This window comes from Asaia platycodi JCM 25414, from assembly GCF_000614545.1.
GTDB lineage: Bacteria > Pseudomonadota > Alphaproteobacteria > Acetobacterales > Acetobacteraceae > Asaia > Asaia platycodi.
Map to the genome: position 1 here is coordinate 23,228 of NZ_BAKW01000017.1, position 17,465 is coordinate 40,692.

Genomic DNA, 17,465 nt, shown 5'->3' on the forward strand with positions numbered 1-17,465 from the left:
CAAAACGAACCTATATGACTGCGTATCGTTTGGCGCATGTTGTAGGAATGCAACGCTGATCGGGACGTAACCCGCCCCATTCCTAGAGCACGCGCCGATAGGACACGCACCCAAGGCGTGGCGTCCCGCAAGATGTCGACTGGCAGATTTCGGGTGGCTTACTTGGGCGACGGGTAAGACCATTTCAGCCGCGCCAGCCGCGCGACGCATTCAGGAGTTTTTTCGATGGCCCAGGCACAGAATGACCAGATGCTGAACCTTCTTCGCGACACGATCGTTTCTCTCGTGCGCAAGGACGGCCCTGATCTTTCGGCGCGTCAGCTTGGTGTGTTTCTCACCTGCTACCTGCAGGACGGGGCGCACACGGTTCGCGGTCTCGCTCAGGAACTCAATGTTTCGAAGCCCGCCATTACGCGTGCTCTCGATCGCCTCGGCGAGCTGGATCTGGCCCGTCGCAAGGTCGATCCGCTGGATCGCCGCTCGGTTCTGGTGCAGCGCACGCTCAAGGGCTCTGCATTCCTGCGCGAAATGCGTTCGCTTATGAGCGAAGCTTCGGGCACGACGAAGCCTGCAGCCAAGACCACGCGCGGCTCAGTCGAGCGCATGAACGTGCGTCGTATCGCTGGCTGATTGCGAGCGATCACTGCTGGCAAATTCCTTCTCGCAAGGTCGTTTACCGCAGATGAAAACCGAAAAGCCGCTTCCTGAGAGAGAAGTGGCTTTTCTCGTTTCTGGCGCGGAAAGGTGAGGCATTATGGGCGGCTCACGAGAGATCGAGACGGGGCGTTTGATTTTTACGCTCCTCGCGCTGTGCGATTTTGATGATCTTGCCAGGATGCGCGCCGATCCTCTCGTTTCACGGTATACGACGCGTGTGCCAGCCACCCGCTCCGATAGGCGGGAGCGCCTGATACGCTATCGCGGGTTCTGGGATATTCTCGGTGACGGTTTCTGGAGTGTGCGAGAGCGCGAGTCGGGTCGCTTTGTCGGCACGATCGGCTTTGGCGAGAACCATCGTGGCATAGAGCCCTCTCTGGACGGCTTTCCTGAAGCGGGTTGGCTTCTGGCGTCATGGTGCCATGGCAGGAGATACGGAAAGGAAGCTGTGGCGGCAGCCTGTGCGTGGCTGGACCATGAGACAATCCACAGGCGGGCTGTCTGCATGATCGATCTGCAGAACAGGGCGTCTCTTGGTGTAGCCGCACGCAGCGGCTTCATCCCGCTTGCTCGCTCACATTACCAGACTGTGCCGATCCTGGTGCTGGAGCGTCTCAGGCCCGAGTAAGCACCTCTTACCATTTGCCCACACCTGGGGCGCGCGCGCGGAGAATGACCAGAACCAGCCAGAGCGCCTGTGGCGTGAGAAGAAGGCTCAGCCTCAGGGCGAGAGACGAGGGTTGCACACAGACGACGCCCCCCCAGATCACGAACAGCCAGTAGATCAGTGTCACCAGAACCGGTGACATACCGGCGCGTACCGCCAGTTGGTAAAGATGGCTGCGATGGGCTTGCGCCAGTGGGTCGCCAGCCACTGCGCGTCGTACCAGCGTGAAGGCAACATCGAACAGGATACCGCAGAGTAGAAAGGGCATGAGAAGCGGGTGGGGTGTGGTGACAGCCGCCTCAAGCCCGAACCAGGACAGGGCAAGTCCAGCACCCTGACTGCGACATCGCCCATGAAAATGCGGGCCTGCGGAAAATTGAAAGGGAGAAAGGCGAGCAGGCAGGCTGCCAGTATCAGCGCCGCATGCGTGAGCCCGGCCTGGCCGGTCTGGTCGAAGAACCACGCCATGATCAGCGCGCTGATTGCCATACTACCCGATGCCAGACCATTGATGCCGTCGATGAAATTGAGCGCGTTAGTGACATAGACGAGCCAGCAGAAACCGACGCAAAGCAGGCAGGCGAGGATCAGCGGCGAAAAGCTCGTCACGGTCATGCTGCCGAAAGCCATGCCTGTCAGCACCATGAGCGCGGCAATAGCCTGCACACCCAGTTTGAGGGATGCGCGATAGGAATGAACGTCGTCGAGCCATGAAAAAAGAGCCAGAAGTGCAATGGCGAGCAGGGGCAGGAGCAGTGAGACACCTGGCAGATCGCCCTGCGTCCAGAGCTGGCTGATCGGAAAGACAAGAAGAAAGCCGACGACGATACCGATTCCACCGCCTTTGGGTGTGGGGCGGGTATGCGAACTGCGATGACCCGGCACGTCCATCACCCCGATGCGGATCATGTGGCAGATGAGGGCAACGCTGATACCAGCGGCGCTGAGACAGCAAATGATCAGGGGTATCATCGTCAGATCCGCATTTTTTTCACGAGCAGTATAAAAGCGTGGTGAGAGGCCATCGCCGGGAAAAAGATTTTGGGGCTATAAGTGTCACGTGAACGCGAAGCAACATCCTCTTAGCCCAGCCCCTGTGCCTCAATCCGTGGCTAGACGCCACCGACCGACCGGGCGTATTGCGGTCAATGTCCTCGCCGATGGTCTGATCTCAGGCCTGGCGGCGCCGGTGGCGCGCTTTCTGGCAGCCCTCATGACGGGCTGCTGCATCCGCTCTGGTTCATCATGGGAGGGGCCATCACCCTGATTGTGAGTGGGCTGCCTTTTCGTATCCCGCAGCAATACTGGCGCTTTTCAGGAGTTGCCGATCTGAGGGGCATTGCCGCTGCGTCGGTCGCGGGTGCAGCACTCTTCTCGCTCATGATTTTTCTAACGGGGTTTCCGCTTCCGTCTCCGACCTTTCCCCTCATCTACGCCCTCGTTCTGCTCGTAGGGCTTGGAGGGGGACGTCTCCTGACCCGAGTCTATGGCACAGTACGGCAGCAGGCGCAGGGGCAGAAAATACGGGTGCTTCTGGCCGGGTCGGATCTGAGCGCCGACCTGTTTCTGCGTGCGCTCGAGCGCGTTTCGGACAGGCATTATGATGTGCTCGGCCTGGTCACCAGATCGCCGGGCCAGCAGGGGCGTCGGCTGCATGGCGTGCCGATCCTGGGTGTCGCCAACGATCTTTCGGCCGTCCTGGCGCGCATGAGCCAGGGTGACACTCTGCCGGAGAGCGTGATCGTCACCGACCCCGAATGGCGAGGCTCGCAGCTCTCGGTCGTTCTGGATGCCGGTCAGGCCCATGGCATTGCCGTACAGCGCGCTCCGTCGCTCACCAGCCTGACGCCTGCCGAGGAAATCCAGATGCGGCCTATCGCTCTGGAAGATCTTCTCAACCGCCCCGAGGTGCCGCTCGATCGCGAAGGCATGGCCCGTCTCATTCAGGGGCAGGTCGTGCTTGTCACGGGCGCAGGCGGAACGATTGGGTCCGAGCTGGTGCGACAGGTGGCGCAATTTGGACCGAGCCATTTGCTCCTGCTCGATCATGGCGAATTCGCGCTCTGGCAGATCGATCTCGAATTATCCGAGCGTTACCCCATGGTGCCGCGTCAGGTCATCGTGGCCAATATACGCGATGCAGAGCGAATCGATGAGGTGTTCTCGGTTCACAAGCCCGCCCTGGTCTTTCATGCGGCGGCGTTGAAGCATGTGCCGATTGTTGAAGCCAATCCTTGCGAAGGTGTGCTGACCAATGTGATCGGAACGCGCATCGTGGCCGATGCGGCCATACGCCACGCCGCCTCGGCCATGGTGCTCATCTCGAGTGACAAGGCGGTCAACCCGTCGAGCATCATGGGAGCGTCAAAACGTTGTGCCGAGATATATTGTCAGGCGCTCGCGGTTGCTGCCGAGACAAGAGGTTCTGCTTTTCGCTGCGTGACCGTGCGCTTTGGCAACGTATTGGGGTCGACGGGCTCGGTCGTGCCGCTGTTTCGTCGCCAGCTCGAGCAGGGCGGCCCGTTGACGGTGACGCATCCCGACATGACACGGTATTTCATGACGGTGCCCGAAGCGGTCGGCCTTGTATTGCAGGCCAGCGTGCGTGGCACGGCTTTGCGTAATCAGAAAGACGAGACGGATAAACGCCTTCAGCAAGGCGGTATTTTTGTGCTCGATATGGGCGAGCCCGTGCGTATCCTCGATCTGGCACGACAGATGATCCGTCTTGCGGGTCTCAAGCCGGATGAGGACGTCGCTATCCGTTTCACCGGTTTGCGCCCCGGTGAAAAGCTTTATGAAGAGCTGTTTCATGGGCGCGAGGCGCCCGTGCCGACGGATGCCCCTGGTCTCAAAATGGCCACGCCCCGCATGATCGATCTTACCGCCGCCGCGGGCCTGCTTCAGGAGCTGGAACGGGTCAGCTATTGCGACGAGGTGGATCAGGCGTTGGGGGTCATGAAAGAGCTGGTCCCCGAATTCGCGCATAATCCGCTGGGTGAGGTGCGCCGCCTCCGGGCGGAGATGGCGGAAACCGGGGTGGCCGCGTCCACTTCGGAAAATGACGGGTCTGTGTCATAGTCCCGCGCCATATGAGGGTCGCCTTCGGTGGCTGAAAATGGAAACAAGGTGCAATGAGCGAAAAAGCCCCCATCCAATTTCTCGATCTGCCAAGACAGCAGGCCCGACTGGGCGCCCCCTTGCGCGAGCGGATCGATACCGTGCTTGCCCATTGCAAATTTGTGATGGGGCCTGAAATCGAGGAGCTTGAATCGCGACTCTGCGCCTATAGTGGCGCCGCCCATGCGATCAGCGTCTCGTCGGGTACCGATGCGTTGCTCATGGTGCTCATGGCCGAAGAGATAGGGCCGGGCGACGCTGTGTTTCTGCCCGCCTTCACCTATACGGCCACGGCAGAAGTCGTGCTTCTGCTGGGGGCGACGCCTGTTTTCGTGGATGTCGATCCTGCAACCTTCCAGATCGATCCGGTTAGTCTTGCGGCACGCATCGAGTCCATCCGCGCGCAGGAAGAGCTTGAGCCTCGCGTGATCATCGGCGTCGATCTTTTCGGTCAACCGGCACCGTGGGAAACCCTGCGACGCATCGCAACCGACCAGGGTCTGCTTCTCATGGCCGATTGCGCCCAGGCTTTTGGCGCGTCGTTCAACGGTCGCAAGCTGGGGCGTGAGGCTCTGGCGACGACGCTCTCGTTTTTCCCCTCGAAGCCGCTGGGTGCCTATGGCGATGGTGGGGCGATTCTGACCGATGATGCCGAACGTGCGGCGCTCTATCGTTCGTTGCGTAGCCATGGCGAGGGGCGCACGCGATATGAGGTGCTGCGTATCGGCCTGAATGGTCGTCTTGACACGATTCAGGCGGCCATCCTGCTCGCCAAGCTCGATCGTTTTGAAGAGGAGCTGAAGCGGCGCGAGACCATAGCCTGTCGCTATGACACGGCGCTCTCCGGCCTGGTCGTGACACCCCGCCGCGTGGCCGGGTCGCAAAGCGCCTGGGCGATCTACTCGATTCTGCTCCCTGATGCTGCGACGCGCGACGCGCTTCAGGCCCATCTTGGCAGGGAGGGCATACCGAGCGTGGTCTATTATCCCAGACCGCTCCACGAGCAGCCCGCTTATGCAGAGCATCATGACGAGACGATCACGCTAGCGGTTTCGGAAGGGCTGGGCGCGCGCATTCTGGCGCTGCCACTGCATCCCGAACTGACTGATGACGAGGTGGCAAGGATTATCGCTGCCGTTCAGGGTTTTTTCTCCCCGGAGCACGGCGCGTGAGGAAGGAAACACTTTTCGTTGTCGGGTTTGTCACCCTCGTGCTTGCGACGGTCGCGGTCATATGGCTTTCGCCCTGCCGTCGCTGCGGCCGCTCAAATTCGAGACCGTGAGCGATGTGACGCTCACAATCGAGCAGACCGGACAAACCCGCGTGCTGAACGCCGACGAGACAGGACAACTCAATCACTGGCTCAAGGGCCATAAGAGCCACTGGGCGCCGCTCACATCACCAGCCCCTTCGACGGGTGATGTTGTGATCAGAGGTCGTAACCCGGATGGCGGGGCGTTTGAACTGGCGCTCTGGACCGGAATCAGCGGTGCTGACTGGAATAATACAGCCATTACGCGCGTCAATTCGCAAGCGCGTCTGAAGGTGCAGAGTTTCAGCGACGAAGACTGGGCCATTCTTCATCATCTCATAGACGGGCAAGGTTTCCAGAAGACAGACGTGCCCTGAAGACCATTCTGGACAGTCCCAATGTGCATTTTGTGCGCAGTGAGGAAATCGCGAGAAATGAAAAAGGGAGGCAGGGCAAACCCGCCTCCCTTTTTGTTCAGCTTTGACGGGCGAGACGGGCGGTCTCTGAGACGAAGCGATAGACTTTCTGGCTGAACGGCGCCCTGGCTGTTTCGGTCTCCCACTGCGCCATCTCGCCATACATTCTGGCGGCCTTATTCCAGTGCTCCTTGCCGAGGGCCTCGACCATGGGCTGCTGGAGGGCCATCCATTCCTGCATGAGCAGGACGGCTTCGGTCGAACCGGGTGCAACATCCGAAGCAATGGCTTTTCGATGCGTTCAAGGAGCGTCGCCCACTCCTGCTCGTACCGCGTGCGCGCCTCGCCGGGAAACAGCCTGCTGCCCACTTCCTGCCAGCGCTCCCACTCGTCTTCCGTGAAATACTGCTTTGCGACTGTCTTGAGATCGTTCTGCGACATGATGTTCTGTGCCTCCTTGATAAGGGAACAGAGCCCATCCACATCTGGTGCTTCACGCGTTTCGAGCAGGGTCAGCGTTTCATGCAAGCGTCGCAGCATGAGCGTGACCTGTCTTTGTTTAGCGCTCAGATGCAGGATCTGGGTTTCGATCAGGCTCCGGGCATCCAGGGAGGGTTGCAGCATGGCCGATGATATTTCGGACAGGCGGTACCCCGTCTGACGCAGCAACAGAACGCGCGTAATCAGCCTGACTTCCTGCGCGCCGTAGACGCGCCGACCAGCCTCGCTCCGCCTTGGGCATATAAGGCCCTTCTCTTCGAGATGACGTAGGCTGCGCGCCGAAAGCCCGCATTGAGCCGCCATCTCCCCGATCGATCTGTCGCGTGTCATCAAACCCCCTCCATTGGTGCCGCATGCAGGGTGAGATGCTGACACAGTGTCAGGAGCAAGAGTAAAATGAGATGCTGCGCTAATGTCGGAAGTGATGCTCTCAGAATGGGGAGGGATGGAGCGTCAGGGTGCTGAGTCCAAGCGTGCACAGGAACATTTCAGCCCATAGCGACTATTCAGGATCTCGGGCAAGGGTCTTGAGCTTATCCAGTCAGGCAGCGGGAAGGGACCGCAGAGCAAGATACTCCGGTGCTGAGAGTGCCATTCCGGGCAGGAATACGGGCTCGTCGAAAGAATTGAAGGAGATATTGCGTCGAATAGGAGGCGCGGTTTCCGGCCCCATGCACTGGACACGCGGTGACAAACCCGTTGTCCAGTGCAGTATGGCGTGACGGGAGAGAGATCAGTCAGCACCATCGTGAGACAATGGCGAATCACCCATGGTCTTTCCGGTACGCATTTTCTCGTCAAGCGGTGCCGTAGCGGTATCGCCGATTGCAAGCAGCGCCGCGGTGAGGGGAGATGCCAGGATAAGCCCAGGCACACCGAGGATGGTACCGAACACGGTCTGAGCCAGAATGGCGAGGGCAGGGGCATGTGCACGGCGTGCCGCTGGATGAGCGGTGCCAGCACATTGCCTTCGAGAAACTGGATGACGCAGTAGAGCCCTGCCACCATCAGCCGGTGCGCGTTCCCTGAGAAAGCGCGATAAGAACCGCCGGTATCGCGCCGAGAATAGCGCCAATATAAGGGATGAAGTTGCAGAGCCCGGCAACAACGCCAAGTGCCATGGCCAGAGGCACGCCCAGAAAGCCGAGCCCAATGCCAGAGGCCAGACCGACAGCCAGCATGTCGAAGGCCTGTCCGATGGTCCAGGACCACAGGGTCGTGCCTGCCGTGAGGACGAGCTTGCGTGCGGTCGGGCGATGGCTTTCCGGCACGAGGCGCAGAAGGCCGTCGACATAGATGGCGGGTGATAGCGCGAAATAGAGTCCGGCGATCAGAATGACGGCGATTGTGCCAAGAAGACCGAACGCGCTGCTCAGGATACCAGTGACCGAGTTGGCGAGTCCTGCCCCGAGGGAGGCGCCACTGCCCTGCTCGTTTCCTCCTAGTGATTTCGGCAGGTGGTCAAGCGCGAATTGACCCCAGGTGCTCGTGCCCATCTGGCTGCGCAACTGACCGTACTGCGTGATCAGCGCCTGCTTCAGCTTGACGAACTGATCGCTGATCTGTGGACCGCTGAAATAGAACAGTGCTCCAATGGCGATCAGAATGATCAATGCCACGAGCCCGACCGCAAGCTGGTAGGGGATGCGTGCCTTGTCGCGCAGGATGCGTGCCAACCCGTGCAGGATGACAGCAAACAGCGTCGCGGCAAACACGACCATCAACACATCGCCAAGGAGCCAGAGTGCCAGAACGACGAGCGTGATAATGAGGGTGAAACGCAGAATTTTGAAGATCTGCAGCAATTCGCGCCCTGCAGTCGGGGCGTCGTCAGAGTGATGTTCGGACATCTTTTCCCGTTCTCGATAATCGGTATTGGGCATAACGAAAACGCCTAGCTCTGGTTCGCCAGCTCGATCTCGGCCTCTGCGTTGAGCCAGCGTTCTTCTGCAGCCTGTTCCTCTGCGATCAGCGCAGCCAGTCTCGTATTCAGCTTCGTTATCTCGCTGGCATCGCTTTTTTCATAAAGTGCCGGATCCGCAAGCCGCGTCTCTATCTTCGCTCGTTCCTTGCCCAATTGCTCCATGAGCTGCTCGGCAGCCTTAGCCACCTTGCGCAAAGGCGCCAAAGTGCGTCGCTGCTCGGCGCGGTCACGACGCTGGTCCTTGCGGCCAGTATTATCGGTGCCGCTTTCGATGCGTGTCTCGCTGGCGGCTTTTCTGGCGCGCTCGATCAGCCAGCTGCGATAGCCGTCCATGTCCTCGTCGAAGGGGGTGATGGTACCCTCATCGACCAGCCAGAGACGATCGGCCACGGATTCCACGAGATGAGAGTCATGGCTGATCAGCACCACGGCCCCTTCAAAGTCGCATAACGCCCTGATGAGGGCATCGCGTGCATCCAGATCGAGATGGTTCGTCGGTTCATCGAGCAGCAGAAGATGGGGCGCGTTGCGTGTGGCCAGCGCCAGAAGGAGGCGGGCTTTCTCACCGCCTGACAGATCGCCCACGCGCGATTCTGCCTTGCCGGCGTCGAGGCCAAAGCGATCGAGCTGGGCGCGCACGGCGACTGGCGTCGCGTCCGGCATGGCGCGGCTCATATGGTCGATCGGCGTTTCGCTCAGCACGAGCTCGTCGCCCTGATGCTGCGCAAAATAGCCTATGCGCAGCCGCGATGAGTGCTGCATGGTGCCCGAAATCGGTTCAAGTCGTCCGGCCAGCAGCTTGGCAAAAGTCGACTTGCCCTTGCCGTTCTGCCCCAGCAGCGCGATGCGATCATCGAGATCGAGACGGCAAGAGAGGTTGGAGAGCACGGCGCGCCCGTCATAGCCAACCGTCACCTTGTCGAGAGAGAGCATCGGCGGTGGAAGCGGGGCAGGCTCTGGAAAAGAGAAACGGGTCGGGCTGTCCTCGACAACGGAATCGATCTGCGGAAGCCGGGCGAGGGCTTTCAGTCGTGCCTGGGCCTGGCGCGCCTTGGTGGCCTTGGCCCGGAAACGATCGACGAAAGACTGCATATGCGCCCGCTGGGCGGCAAGGCGCTCGGCGGCGCGGTTTTGCTGCAGGGCTTGCTCGGTGCGGATACGAATGAACTCGTCATAGCCACCAGGCGTCAGGTTGATCCTGCCCTTATCGAGATGCGCGATGGAATCGACCACGCTGTCCAGCAGCGAGCGATCGTGGCTGACCACGATGGCGGCGCCGGAGAAGGCCTTGAGCCAGTTTTCGAGCCAGATCGTCGCCTCGATGTCGAGGTGATTGGTCGGTTCGTCGAGGAGAAGCAGATCGGGGCTGAGGAAGAGCGCGGTGGCGAGCGCGACGCGCATCCTCCATCCGCCCGAGAAGGATGAGACCGGGCGCAGCTGTGCCTCATGGTCGAAACCAAGGCCTGAGAGAATACTGGCGGCACGCGCTGGGGCCGTATGGGCGTCGATCACGAGCAACCGCTCATGGATATCGGCCAGACGCGTCGGATCGGATGTCGTTTCGGAATCATGAAGGAGCTGGGCGCGCTCGAGATCGCCTGCGAGCACTGTCTCGATGAGAGAGGCCTCGCCTTCTGGTGTTTCCTGTTTCACCCGGCCCATACTGGCCCGGTTCGATAATATGATCGTGCCGCCATCGGGGTGCAGATCGCCTGCGATGGCGGCGAGAAGCGTCGATTTGCCGACGCCGTTTCGCCCCACTAGACCGATCTTGCGACCGGGATCGACGCTCAGTGAGGCATTGTCGAGGAGGACGCGCCCGGCGATGCGCAGGGTCAGATCGGTGATGGTCAGAAGGCTCACTGCAAATTCCCCGGCAGGATGGACGCGTTTTGATGTGATGCGGACTATCAGGAAGTGTTGTTTTGCTCTAGGGGAAGGGCGTTCACCGCTTCCCTTTTTTGTGCAGGAGTTGCCGCAATGGCCCTGGAACGTACCCTTTCGATCATCAAGCCTGACGCGACCCGTCGCAACCTGACCGGCAAGATCAATACCGTGTTCGAAGACGCAGGCCTGCGTATCGTCGCACAGAAGCGCATCAAGCTGACAGAAGATCAGGCCAAGGCTTCTACGCCGTTCACGCAGAGCGCCCCTTCTACGGCAGCCTTGTTTCTTCCATGCTGTCCGAGCCGGTTGTCGTGCAGGTTCTGCAGGGTGAAAACGCCGTTGCTCGTCATCGTGAAGTCATGGGTGCTACCAACCCGGCCCAGGCAGCGGACGGCACCGTGCGCAAGCTCTATGCCGAGAGCATCGAAGCCAACTCTGTGCACGGTTCGGACAGCCTCGAGAACGCAAAGAACGAAATCGCTTTCTTCTTCGCCGAGACTGAAATCTGCGCGTAAGACTTTTGCTATTTCGGGCTGTGTTGCCCTCGCTTCATAGGCGCGCAGCTCTCGATAGCACGGATGTTCCATTCGAGGATTTGTCATCTTCCCGGATGGATAGCCCGTGATGAACAACAGGAAAGGTGGCCCGGGGCCACCTTTTTTGTTGCCCGGTTCCGAAGAGAACTATTGGTCACTGTACTGTCATTAACAGGTTGACGATAATTTTCGTCATATACGACAGATGGTACTCGATATTAACGTTCGGTGTGATCGTGCCATGAAATTTTATATGTTTTTCATCTTGGGTAAGCAGAACCGAAGAGGAAACAATGATAAAAATTGCGGAGTATCCAGCAGATCAATAATAGTGGAAGAGTGTATTTGATATGGTGTGGTCACCGAATAGTGCAGCGTCAACATCGGGACATCTTGCCGGCTCGAACCAGAGCAGGGTTGTCCCTTTTCCTCGCAAGCGCGAACAGGCGCCGCAGGACCAGGTCGAAATTTCCGATCCCGATATCACTGTTCTGACTGAAGATGGCCGCTCACTTGAAAAGCTTGGCATGTCCGGAGACGAATGCTGCTACATTCTCCTTCCTGACGTTCACCAAGTAACTTTCCGCTATCGCTCAGCCCCGTCTGAAGTTGTTGCGCCGACTCAGGATATGGCTTCGGCAATCTTCAGTAAAGTCATTGTCTCGGAGGTCGACGCGGTGTCTGAGATCGGAATATCGAGCGCCGTTTCATCAGATCCTCACCTCGACGGTGACATGCGCTGGATCGAACCTGGACGTACTCTTTTCCTTTCCAGAAAATCTCCCGATCATGTAGCGCTTTTGTCGGTCCAGCTCATCAATCGGTAAAGTCGAGAGGCGCTTTCGGGCTCCGGATGCACTTGATTCTGGTGTTTTCAATCTGTCCTGTTCGGGTTCAGCAGAGTTCTGGCCCGACGCCAGGGACGTCCGTCTATTGCCGCAAGTCCTGTGCCGATCAAAGCCAGACCAGCTATCGCGTACCATCTGATCGTCTCACCCAGAAACACCGTGCCGAGCAGCAACGCCATGATCGGCAGCAGGAAGGTGACCAGAGACAGATTGGTCGCACCCGCCGTTGCGAGAAGTCTGAAGTAGAGAATAAAGCGAGTGCCGTACTGAGAAAGGCAATTCCCGCAAAGGCGCCCCAGATCGTGATCGACGGAGAAGCCAGATTCCAGGGATGATCGACGATGAGGGAGAAAGGCATGATTAGCACCGTACTCGCGGTGAGTTGTCCGGTCGCGAGCCTCAGAGGTGGCAGATTTCTGAACCGCCGGCCATAAACACCGCCAAAGCCGTAGCTCAACGCGGCTGTGAGGCAAGCAAGCTCTCCCAGAAGCGATCGCTGCGCACCTCCGCCGAACAGAGCCGGACCGATCAGCACCCCTACGCCGCAGAACCCCATCGCGATGCCGATAATTTTCCCCCAGCGCAGTTTTTCATCATGGGTGAAGAAATGTGCGACCACGATGGTGAATACCGGGGTGGTGGCATTCAGGATGGCTGCAATACCGCTTGGTATGCGCGTCTCACCGAACGCGATTGCCGAGAACGGGATGACGTTATTCAGCATACCCAGCAGAAGCAGCCTCACCCAGACGGAGCGCTCCAGCATCAGAACATCGCGCCTTGAAAGCAGAAAAATATTGAGTGCAAGGGCCGCAAGCCCCACGCGCCCCAGCACGACCGTAAATGGCGGCACGGCCGAAACGAGAATTTTGAAAAAGAAGAAAGAACCGCCCCAGAGCAAGGCGAGCACCAGCAAGAGGCACCATTCTTCCAGCCCCATCCCCCGATCATGCGAACGATGCATGTCTTGCCCCTCTGCGGTCTGTTCTGCGATCCTTGACTTCTGCCATGAGCGGCCATTTCTCGCACCCCGGCCGGCAGCCGGTCGCGACGAATTGTCATGAGGCGTGTTTTTCGGAGCGCAGCTCAGGGAGAAGGGCGATGAGGGGACACTTCAGCGATGTCTCGTTCAAAGAGCTTGGGCCGCGTCTGATCGTCATGGGGCCGAGCAACAGCGGCAAATCGACGCTCTCGGTTTTCATCGGGAGCGTTCGGGGCCTTCCGGTCGTGCATCTCGACCTCCTGCGCCATGAAGCTGGCAGTTTCGACAAGATGAGGCCCTTGGCCGATTTCCATCACGATCATGCTCTCGCAATAGAGGCACCGTCATGGGTCATGGATGGCAATTATTCATCCTGCCTCGATCGGCGTCTGGCACGGGCGACTGGCATTATTCTGCTCGACGCGACGACCATGACCAGTTTGCAGCGCTACGTTACGCGATGCCTCGGCAGGCGGGTTCGTCATGGAGGGTACGGCGCGACCATTGAGTCTATGCGGTTTTCGATGGTGCGACACATCGTCGGGCCGACACGGTCGAACAGAAGGCGTTATCGCCACATGTTCGACACATGGGCCTGCCGAAGCTCTTTCTTCCCACGCCGCAGGCAGTAGCGGCATTCCGCCGGCGGGAGCAGGCTATTTTTTTAGTCCGGCGGAAGCTCGCTGTTCCTGCGGTTGTCAATTAACGAAGCCCCGGTAGCGAGGTGAGAGCCAAAGGGACCGGCAAGCAGTGTTTCCTCGATTTTTTCAAGCGAGACGCCTTTCGTTTCCGGTACGAAACGCAAAACGAACAGCATCGATGCGAGGCAGAGGGCGGCAAAGAGCCACATCGAAAACGCCCCGTGAAAGACGGCGTTGAGCGTGGCATTTCCTGCCAGCATCGGAAAGCTCTGCGCCACGATGAAATTCATGACCCAGTTGGAGGCGACGGCAAGACTCATACCGATTGAGCGCAGCCTGTTGGGAAAGATCTCGGACACCAGTATCCATGCGACAGGCCCCCAGGAAAGGCCGAACATCAGCATGTAAAGCAGGAGCCCGAACAGGGCGAGCAGGCCCGTATCCTGCGTGTAAAGGGCTAGGGAAGAGGCCAGCAGCCCGAGAGTCATTCCGAGCGATCCCCAGAGTATGAGCGTCTGCGACCCTTCCGATCCACGATCCAGGCGCCGATCATGCCTCCGGCAAGGTTGGCGACACCGATCCAGATCGTCTGGAAGAGAGCATTTTGCAGGCTGCCGCTCGAGGCGCTCAGCAGCATCGGCGCATAATAGACGACGATGTTGATGCCGGTGAATTGCTGCAACCCCGCCACCATGGCCCCTATGAAAATGATCCATCTTGCGCGTCGGTCGCGTAGGACACCTATCAGCGAGCGGCTCGCTGCTCCATGATGGGTGATCGAGATGCGGATTTCGTTTATAAGCGACTGCGCGTGGGCCTCGTTCGAGATGCGCGCCAGTGTTCTGAGCGCGTGATCCTCACGCCCCTTGGTCATGTGCCAGCGCGGCGACTCAGGAATGAGGAAGATCGTGGCGCAGAAAATCACGCAGGGGACGATTTCCGATCCGAGCATCCAGCGCCAGCCCATTTCCTCTAGCCATGCAGTGCTGGCGCGGGCTGCGATCAGGTAGTTGACGATATAGACCAGTAGGGCCCCCAGAACGATGGCAAATTGCTCCATCGAGAGCGCTCGGCCGCGCATATCCTTGGGGGAGACCTCTGACATGTACATCGGTGACACGGCAGAGGCGATGCCCACGGCCAGCCCTCCCAGCATGCGATAAAGCACAAATTGTGTGAAGTCTGGCGCGAGAGCGGCGCCCAGCGATTGTACCGAGAACAGGATGGCGCAAACAAACAGCGCCATGCGTCTGCCAAGCTTGTGGGCGAGCCAGCCGGAGGCGAACGCGCCTGCGATACAGCCGAGAATGACGCTCGATACCGCCCAGCCGGTTTCTGCGTCGCTCAGATGAAAATGAGCCCGTATCGGCCCGATTGCTCCTGAGATGACCGAGGTATCGTAGCCGAACAAGATGCCGCCCAGAGCGGCAACCGCACAAATGCGTAGAACATAGGAGACGTCGTGACGCTCGGAAGAGACACCGACGAGCTCGCTCACCCGGCTCATAAGATATCTCCCGCGCCGGACGGTTCAATGAGAGCTCCGGCATCATAGGACGATGCAGAATGCAGGCGGTTCTGATGGGTGATCGTTTCGGAGCGGTGGGGCAGATAGTTGGAAAAGCGCATGGGCGCACCTCGAAGATGACGTGTACGTAACCTTCCAAACCTACGAAGCGCGTTGGCAAAGCGTATGCCTATTCCGATGGTTTTCCATCAAAACCGGCATGGGGCGTGTGCTGATCGACGTCAGGATCGGACGCAGGGCCTCCAGCCTGCTGGAACAAGCCCTCTTCATTTTCGTTCATTTCCGAAGAGAGGTCAGACTTATGGCTACCGCCTTGCACGGCATTTCAAGCTTTCACAGCAATCTGATCACCGATATCCGTCTCGCACGGGAGGCCGGGTTCGACGAGCTTGAGATTTTCTATCCCAAGCTCGCCCGTTTTCTGGCGTGTGGCGGCTCGCTTCAGACACTCGGTCGCACGATTGAGGAGGCTGGTCTGCGTGTCGGTTATGTCAGCGCGCTCGACCATATCGAGCGTCACGAACCCGAACCATTCGCCCAACTTTTGAGTGAGGCGCGCAAGATTACCGAAGAGGCTCAGGCTCTGGGTGCCAAAACTGTCATGATCCTTCCGCGCAATGGCATTGACCATCTGTCGCAAGAGCAGATCATGGAAATCATGACGCGCAATATTGCGGCGATTGCCGCGATCGGGAAGGATCATGGTATTCGCTACATGATCGAACTGCCCGCCTTCACGCAGTTTCGCAGCCTTGCGCAGGCCGAAGAAATCTTCAGGCGAGTGGGGGCCGATAATATCGGGGTAGTTGTCGATTTCTGGCATTTCCATGCCTCGGGCCAGACCCCTGAAGATGTTGAGGTCTTCGATAAAGGCAGAATTTTCGGCGTACATTTCTGCGACGGTCGTCGTCCTCGCCGCGATGAGGCCTGGGATGAAACGGTTCTACGCGCTGTATGCCGGGGGAAGGAGAGATCGACCTTACGGCCTGGTCTGATGCGGTGCGCCGCAGCGGCTATGACGGAAGCTGGTCAATCGAATTGATCAGCCCCGCTTTATGGGAGAGTGACCCGCAATATTTGCTACCCGAGCTACAGAATCGACTCCGTTCCTTCATGAACCTCGCCTGAGACGTTGCCTTGCGGGAAGGCTGCTAGCGAGATGCAGTCGGCCCCGGGCGCGAGGACTTCTGACCATTGCTCGATTTTCAGTGTTTCTGGTCAGTAGGCCGGGAGCGCCGATCTGGTCTGCGGTCTCTCAGGGTGCTACGAGCGCAGTATCCAGATCGTTTCGTAGAGAGAGTAATGCAGGCAGACCAGACCAACCGGGAGTCGTGCCCCGACGCGATGCCGTCGCTATGCGGCTATCGCGTGGCCGTTTTGATACCCTGCTATAATGAGGAAGTGACAATCGGCGCCGTCGTGCGCGATATGCGAATGGCGCTGCCCGATGCCGCCCTCTTTGTGTACGACAATAATTCGACAGACCAGACTTTGGCGCGCGCTCGCGAGGCCGGGGCCATTACGCGCCGTGAGCGGCTGCAAGGCAAAGGTCATGTCATCAGGCGGATGTTTGCCGATATCGAGGCCGATTTTTACGTTCTGATCGATGGCGATGGGACTTATGAGGCGGCCGCCGCGCCAAAGATGATACGTCTGGCTCTTGAAAATGCCCATGACACCGTGATGGGCGTACGGGTGCATGAGCGTGCCGAAGCTATCGTGCCGGACATGTTCTGGGTAACAAGGTGCTGACAGGACTGGTCGTCAGTCTTTTCGGCCGTGGCCAGTCAGACATGCTTTCGGGTTACCGGGTGTTCAGCCGTCGTTTCGTCAAGTCGTTCCCAGCGATCTCATCCGGGTTTGAAACCGAAACCGAGCTCACGGTCCATGCCCTGCAACTCAACATGTCCATGGGCGAGGTCTCGACCCGTTATGTCGAGCGTCCCGAGGGGTCGTTCTCGAAACTGAGTACCTATCGCGACGGGTTCAGAATTCTGGGCACGATCATCCATCTTTTGAAACAGGAACGGCCTTTTCTGTTTTTCGGACTCATCGGCTGCGTTCTCGCGGCGACTGGCGGTCTGGTCGGACTGCGCTCTGTGCTCGACTTCATCGAAACTCACACCGTACCGCATCTGCCTTCGGCGGTTCTGGCCACCGGGCTTGAAATACTGGCGGCGCTGTCTCTCGTTTGCGGTGTCATTCTAGACAGCGTTACTCACGGGCGTCAGGAGAACAAGCGCCTGGCCTATCTCGGTCTGCAAGCGCCGCCGAGCGTTCAGTAACGGGCGTTTCTCACTCGTATTACTTCAGACACCCGCTTTTCCCGTTTCTGCAAACCAGGATACCGTCCTTGCTGCGCCTTTTGAGAGATGTTCCGCCCTTTTCGCCAATGCTTCGGCCAGCCTGGGTCTATAGTTTCTTTGCCTGTCTCATGGCCATGGCTTGTATTCTGCTTACACCGCCTGGTCAGAGTCCTGATGAACGCAACCACCTGGCGAGAGTA

Annotated in this window: 13 protein-coding genes and 6 pseudogenes; 11 read left to right on the forward strand and 8 right to left on the reverse strand. The window is 59.0% G+C overall.

Going from position 1 to position 17,465, the window contains the following annotated elements:
* Positions 1-225 precede the first annotated feature (225 nt).
* The gene (locus JCM25414_RS12110) at positions 226-630 is read left to right on the forward strand and encodes a MarR family transcriptional regulator (protein ID WP_025841817.1); all 405 of its coding nucleotides are present in this window, start codon (positions 226-228) and stop codon (positions 628-630) included.
* 124 nt (positions 631-754) lie between these two features.
* Positions 755-1,285 (forward strand): GNAT family N-acetyltransferase, encoded by a 531-nt coding sequence (locus JCM25414_RS12115; RefSeq protein ID WP_025841818.1) that lies wholly within the window; start codon positions 755-757, stop codon positions 1,283-1,285.
* Positions 1,286-1,292: 7 nt separating this feature from the next.
* Here JCM25414_RS12115 and JCM25414_RS23405 read toward each other — a convergent pair whose 3' ends face one another.
* Together JCM25414_RS23405 and JCM25414_RS19900 are read right to left on the reverse strand one after the other, a co-directional pair.
* Positions 1,293-1,466: a hypothetical protein gene (locus tag JCM25414_RS23405; protein WP_159101763.1), complete on the reverse strand. Its 174-nt coding sequence runs from the start codon at positions 1,464-1,466 to the stop codon at positions 1,293-1,295.
* Positions 1,448-2,233 (reverse strand): MraY family glycosyltransferase, encoded by a 786-nt coding sequence (locus JCM25414_RS19900; protein WP_159101764.1) that lies wholly within the window; start codon positions 2,231-2,233, stop codon positions 1,448-1,450. Before JCM25414_RS19900 ends, JCM25414_RS23405 begins: the two co-directional genes overlap by 19 nt.
* Before the next feature lie 187 nt (positions 2,234-2,420).
* Between JCM25414_RS19900 and JCM25414_RS19905 the strand changes: the two are divergent.
* The 3 genes and pseudogenes from JCM25414_RS19905 to JCM25414_RS25225 all read left to right on the forward strand — a co-directional run bounded on the left by JCM25414_RS19905 (position 2,421) and on the right by JCM25414_RS25225 (position 6,073).
* Positions 2,421-4,405: pseudogene (locus JCM25414_RS19905) on the forward strand (polysaccharide biosynthesis protein).
* A gap of 53 nt (positions 4,406-4,458) precedes the next feature.
* Entirely contained in the window at positions 4,459-5,616 is a 1,158-nt protein-coding gene (locus tag JCM25414_RS12130; RefSeq protein ID WP_025841819.1) for a DegT/DnrJ/EryC1/StrS family aminotransferase, read from the forward strand.
* Between the two features lie 61 nt (positions 5,617-5,677).
* Positions 5,678-6,073 carry a hypothetical protein gene (locus JCM25414_RS25225; RefSeq protein ID WP_051535869.1) on the forward strand — a complete coding sequence of 132 codons (396 nt, stop codon included), beginning with the start codon at positions 5,678-5,680 and terminating at the stop codon, positions 6,071-6,073.
* A gap of 97 nt (positions 6,074-6,170) precedes the next feature.
* Here the strand turns inward: JCM25414_RS25225 and JCM25414_RS25230 are convergent, their stop codons facing one another.
* Positions 6,171-6,353: a hypothetical protein gene (locus JCM25414_RS25230; protein WP_035443372.1), complete on the reverse strand. Its 183-nt coding sequence runs from the start codon at positions 6,351-6,353 to the stop codon at positions 6,171-6,173.
* A gap of 26 nt (positions 6,354-6,379) precedes the next feature.
* Here JCM25414_RS25230 and JCM25414_RS25235 point away from each other — a divergent pair, with 26 nt between their 5' ends.
* Positions 6,380-6,745, forward strand: coding sequence for a hypothetical protein (locus JCM25414_RS25235; RefSeq protein ID WP_035443375.1), 366 nt, complete (start codon positions 6,380-6,382; stop codon positions 6,743-6,745).
* A gap of 48 nt (positions 6,746-6,793) precedes the next feature.
* Here the strand turns inward: JCM25414_RS25235 and JCM25414_RS26690 are convergent.
* From JCM25414_RS26690 to JCM25414_RS12145, 3 genes and pseudogenes are all read right to left on the reverse strand, one after another.
* A pseudogene (locus tag JCM25414_RS26690) lies at positions 6,794-6,943 on the reverse strand (MerR family transcriptional regulator); the annotation flags it as partial.
* Between the two features lie 403 nt (positions 6,944-7,346).
* A pseudogene (locus JCM25414_RS19925) lies at positions 7,347-8,496 on the reverse strand (AI-2E family transporter).
* 11 nt (positions 8,497-8,507) lie between these two features.
* On the reverse strand, positions 8,508-10,400 hold the full coding sequence (locus tag JCM25414_RS12145) for an ABC-F family ATP-binding cassette domain-containing protein (RefSeq protein WP_025841821.1): 1,893 nt from the start codon (positions 10,398-10,400) through the stop codon (positions 8,508-8,510).
* Between the two features lie 117 nt (positions 10,401-10,517).
* On the opposite strand from JCM25414_RS12145, the pseudogene ndk reads away from it, so the two are divergent.
* Positions 10,518-10,939, forward strand: a pseudogene (gene ndk, locus JCM25414_RS19930) (nucleoside-diphosphate kinase).
* 895 nt (positions 10,940-11,834) lie between these two features.
* On the opposite strand, the pseudogene JCM25414_RS19935 reads toward ndk, so the two are convergent.
* Positions 11,835-12,772: pseudogene (locus JCM25414_RS19935) on the reverse strand (DMT family transporter).
* A 137-nt stretch (positions 12,773-12,909) separates the two neighbouring features.
* Between JCM25414_RS19935 and JCM25414_RS19940 the strand changes: the two are divergent.
* On the forward strand, positions 12,910-13,422 hold the full coding sequence (locus JCM25414_RS19940) for a P-loop NTPase family protein (RefSeq protein ID WP_051535870.1): 513 nt from the start codon (positions 12,910-12,912) through the stop codon (positions 13,420-13,422).
* A gap of 32 nt (positions 13,423-13,454) precedes the next feature.
* Here the strand turns inward: JCM25414_RS19940 and JCM25414_RS19945 are convergent.
* Positions 13,455-14,938, reverse strand: a pseudogene (locus JCM25414_RS19945) (sugar porter family MFS transporter).
* A gap of 322 nt (positions 14,939-15,260) precedes the next feature.
* Here JCM25414_RS19945 and JCM25414_RS19950 point away from each other — a divergent pair.
* From JCM25414_RS19950 to JCM25414_RS26700, 3 genes are all read left to right on the forward strand, one after another.
* A complete protein-coding gene (locus JCM25414_RS19950) occupies positions 15,261-16,001 on the forward strand; it encodes a sugar phosphate isomerase/epimerase family protein (RefSeq protein ID WP_206777961.1) in 741 nt (246 codons plus the stop codon).
* A 260-nt stretch (positions 16,002-16,261) separates the two neighbouring features.
* Positions 16,262-16,711 (forward strand): glycosyltransferase family 2 protein, encoded by a 450-nt coding sequence (locus JCM25414_RS26695; RefSeq protein WP_369346067.1) that lies wholly within the window; start codon positions 16,262-16,264, stop codon positions 16,709-16,711.
* On the forward strand, positions 16,705-17,244 hold the full coding sequence (locus JCM25414_RS26700; RefSeq protein ID WP_369346068.1) for a glycosyltransferase family protein: 540 nt from the start codon (positions 16,705-16,707) through the stop codon (positions 17,242-17,244). Before JCM25414_RS26695 ends, JCM25414_RS26700 begins: the two co-directional genes overlap by 7 nt.
* The last annotated feature ends 221 nt before the right edge of the window (positions 17,245-17,465 follow it).

What these genes read in the sequence shown, in the direction of transcription:
- JCM25414_RS12110 (WP_025841817.1), top strand. Translation starts at nt 226, where the DNA reads ATGGCCCAGGCACAGAATGACCAGATGCTGAACCTTCTTCGCGACACG.
- JCM25414_RS12115 (WP_025841818.1), top strand. Translation starts at nt 755, where the DNA reads ATGGGCGGCTCACGAGAGATCGAGACGGGGCGTTTGATTTTTACGCTC.
- JCM25414_RS23405 (WP_159101763.1), bottom strand. Translation starts at nt 1,466, where the DNA reads ATGTCACCGGTTCTGGTGACACTGATCTACTGGCTGTTCGTGATCTGG.
- JCM25414_RS19900 (WP_159101764.1), bottom strand. Translation starts at nt 2,233, where the DNA reads ATGATCCGCATCGGGGTGATGGACGTGCCGGGTCATCGCAGTTCGCAT.
- JCM25414_RS12130 (WP_025841819.1), top strand. Translation starts at nt 4,459, where the DNA reads ATGAGCGAAAAAGCCCCCATCCAATTTCTCGATCTGCCAAGACAGCAG.
- JCM25414_RS25225 (WP_051535869.1), top strand. Translation starts at nt 5,678, where the DNA reads ATGGCTTTCGCCCTGCCGTCGCTGCGGCCGCTCAAATTCGAGACCGTG.
- JCM25414_RS25230 (WP_035443372.1), bottom strand. Translation starts at nt 6,353, where the DNA reads ATGCAGGAATGGATGGCCCTCCAGCAGCCCATGGTCGAGGCCCTCGGC.
- JCM25414_RS19940 (WP_051535870.1), top strand. Translation starts at nt 12,910, where the DNA reads ATGAGGGGACACTTCAGCGATGTCTCGTTCAAAGAGCTTGGGCCGCGT.
- JCM25414_RS19950 (WP_206777961.1), top strand. Translation starts at nt 15,261, where the DNA reads ATGGCTACCGCCTTGCACGGCATTTCAAGCTTTCACAGCAATCTGATC.
- JCM25414_RS26695 (WP_369346067.1), top strand. Translation starts at nt 16,262, where the DNA reads ATGCAGGCAGACCAGACCAACCGGGAGTCGTGCCCCGACGCGATGCCG.